This window comes from Streptomyces sp. NPDC059455 (assembly GCF_042750115.1).
Classification (GTDB): Bacteria; Actinomycetota; Actinomycetes; order Streptomycetales; family Streptomycetaceae; genus Streptomyces; species Streptomyces endocoffeicus.
This window is the reverse complement of record NZ_JBHYVB010000450.1, coordinates 1-2488: the sequence shown is the minus strand read 5'-3', so window position 1 is coordinate 2488 and position 2488 is coordinate 1. Positions and strand designations below refer to the sequence as shown.

Here is a 2488-nt window from a genome sequence, read left to right as displayed (position 1 = left end):
GGGGCGAAGCCCCTGCCACGCGGCGGAGCCGCGCATCGGTGCTGCGGGAAGGGGCGGGGAGGGGAAAGCATCGATATGCGGCTCCGCCGCGTGGTCCGCCGGACATCGCGTTGAGCCGAGCCGCCCTCAAGACGCCGCCGTCCCCCTCCTTCCCGCCCGCCCCGCGCCCCTTCGCCCTGGAGACCTCAGATGACCCACCCCACCACCGCCTCGACCATCCGCTGGGAGCAGGACGACGAAGGCGTCGTCACCCTGGTGCTCGACGACCCCGACCAGTCCGCCAACACCATGAACGCCGCGTTCATCGACTCCCTCGACGCGATCGCCGACCGCGTCGAGGCCGAGCGGGACGCCATCCGCGGCATCATCGTCACCTCCGCCAAGAAGACCTTCTTCGCCGGTGGCGACCTCAACGACCTCATCCAGGTCGGGCCCGGCCAGGCCCAGGAGGTCTACGAGAAGAACCTCCGCATCAAGCGCGCGCTGCGCCGGATCGAGACTCTCGGCAAGCCCGTGGTGGCCGCGATCAACGGTGCGGCGCTCGGCGGCGGGCTGGAGATCGCGCTCGCCTGCCACCACCGCATCGCCCTCGACGCCCCAGGCGCTCGCATCGGCTTCCCCGAGGTCACCCTGGGCCTGCTCCCCGGCAGCGGGGGCGTCGCCCGTACCGTACGGCTGCTCGGCGTCACCGACGCACTGCTCAAGTGGCTGCTCCAGGGCACGCGATACAGCCCCCTGCGCGCCCAGGAGGCGGGGCTGGTGCATGACGTCGTGACCTCCCGCGAGGAGCTGCTGACCCGGGCGCGCGCCTTCATCGCCGCCCACCCCGAGTCGGCCCAGCCGTGGGACGACAAGGACTACCGGATTCCGGGCGGCACCCCGGCGCAGCCGAAGTTCGCCGTCAATCTGCCCGCCTTCCCGGCCAATCTGCGGAAGCAGCTGAACGGCGCGCCCTACCCGGCGCAGCGCAATATCCTGGCCGCCGCCGTCGAGGGGTCCCAGGTGGACTTCGAGACCGCGCAGACCATCGAGGCGCGGTACTTCACCGAGCTGGTCGTCGGCCAGACCGCCAAGAACATGATTCAGGCGTTCTTCTTCGAACTGCAGGCGGTCAACTCCGGTGCCAACCGGCCGCAGGGGATCGAGCCCAGCCAGGTCCGCAGGGTCGCGGTGCTGGGCGCCGGGATGATGGGCGCGGGCATCGCGTTCGCGTGCGCCAAGGCGGGCATCGAGGTCGTCCTGAAGGACGTGTCCGTGGAGGCCGCCGCCAAGGGCAAGGCGTACTCCGAGGGGCTGCTGGCCAAGGCGCTCGCCAAGGGCCGGACCACCGAGGCCAAGCGGGACCAGCTGCTGGCCCGGATCACCCCGACCGCCGATCCGCGCGACCTCGAGGGCTGTGACGCGGTCATCGAGGCGGTCTTCGAGGACCCGGCGCTCAAGCACAAGGTGTTCCAGGAGATCGAGGGCGTCGTCGCCCCGGACGCCTTGCTGTGCTCGAACACCTCCACCCTCCCCATCACGCTGCTCGCGGAAGGCGTGCAGCGCGCCGACGACTTCATCGGGCTGCACTTCTTCTCGCCCGTCGACAAGATGCCGCTGGTCGAGATCATCAAGGGCGAGCGCACCGGCGACAAGGCGCTGGCCCGCGCCTTCGATCTGGTGCGGCAGATCAGCAAGACCCCGATCGTGGTCAATGACTCCCGGGGCTTCTTCACCTCCCGCGTCATCGGCCACTTCCTCAACGAGGGCGTGGCGATGGTGGGGGAGGGCATCGCCCCGGCCTCCGTGGAGCAGGCCGCCGCCCAGGCCGGATACCCGGCCAAGGTGCTCTCCCTGATGGACGAGCTGACACTCACCCTGCCGCGCAAGATCCGCGAGGAGACGCGCCGGGCGACCGAGGAGGCGGGCGGCGAGTGGCGGCCGCATCCGGCCGACGCGGTCATCGACCGCATGGTGGAGGAGTTCGGGCGCCCCGGCCGCAGCGGCGGCGCGGGCTTCTACGACTACGACGCGACCACCGGCAAGCGCGGCGGGCTGTGGCCGGGGCTGCGCGAGCACTTCGCACCGGGCGGCTCCGGAGACGCCGCGCGTGAGGGCACCCGCATCCCCTTCGAGGACATGAAGGAGCGGATGCTCTTCAGCGAGGCCATCGACACGGTGCGGCTGTTGGAGGAGGGCGTGCTGACCTCCGTCGCCGACGCCAACATCGGCTCCATCCTCGGCATCGGCTTCCCCGGCTGGACGGGCGGGGTGCTGCAGTACATCAACGGATACGAGGGCGGCGTGGCCGGTTTCGTGGCCCGTGCCCGGCAGCTGGAGGCGGCGTACGGGGAGCGGTTCGCCCCGCCCGTGCTGCTGGTGGAGAAGGCGGAGCGCGGGGAGCGCTTCACGGACTAAGCGCTCCGCGGGAAGTGCCGCGATGGGTCGTCGGCCGACTGCGGCGCCGTCGTGGCTGGTCGCGCAGTTCCCCGCGCCCCTTCGGGGCGCT

Annotated in this window: 1 protein-coding gene; it reads left to right on the top strand. The window is 71.4% G+C overall.

The window, feature by feature from the left end:
* The first annotated feature begins 189 nt into the window (after positions 1–189).
* Positions 190–2397: a 3-hydroxyacyl-CoA dehydrogenase NAD-binding domain-containing protein gene (locus tag ACFXB5_RS53400; protein ID WP_385223285.1), complete on the top strand. Its 2208-nt coding sequence runs from the start codon at positions 190–192 to the stop codon at positions 2395–2397.
* The last annotated feature ends 91 nt before the right edge of the window (positions 2398–2488 follow it).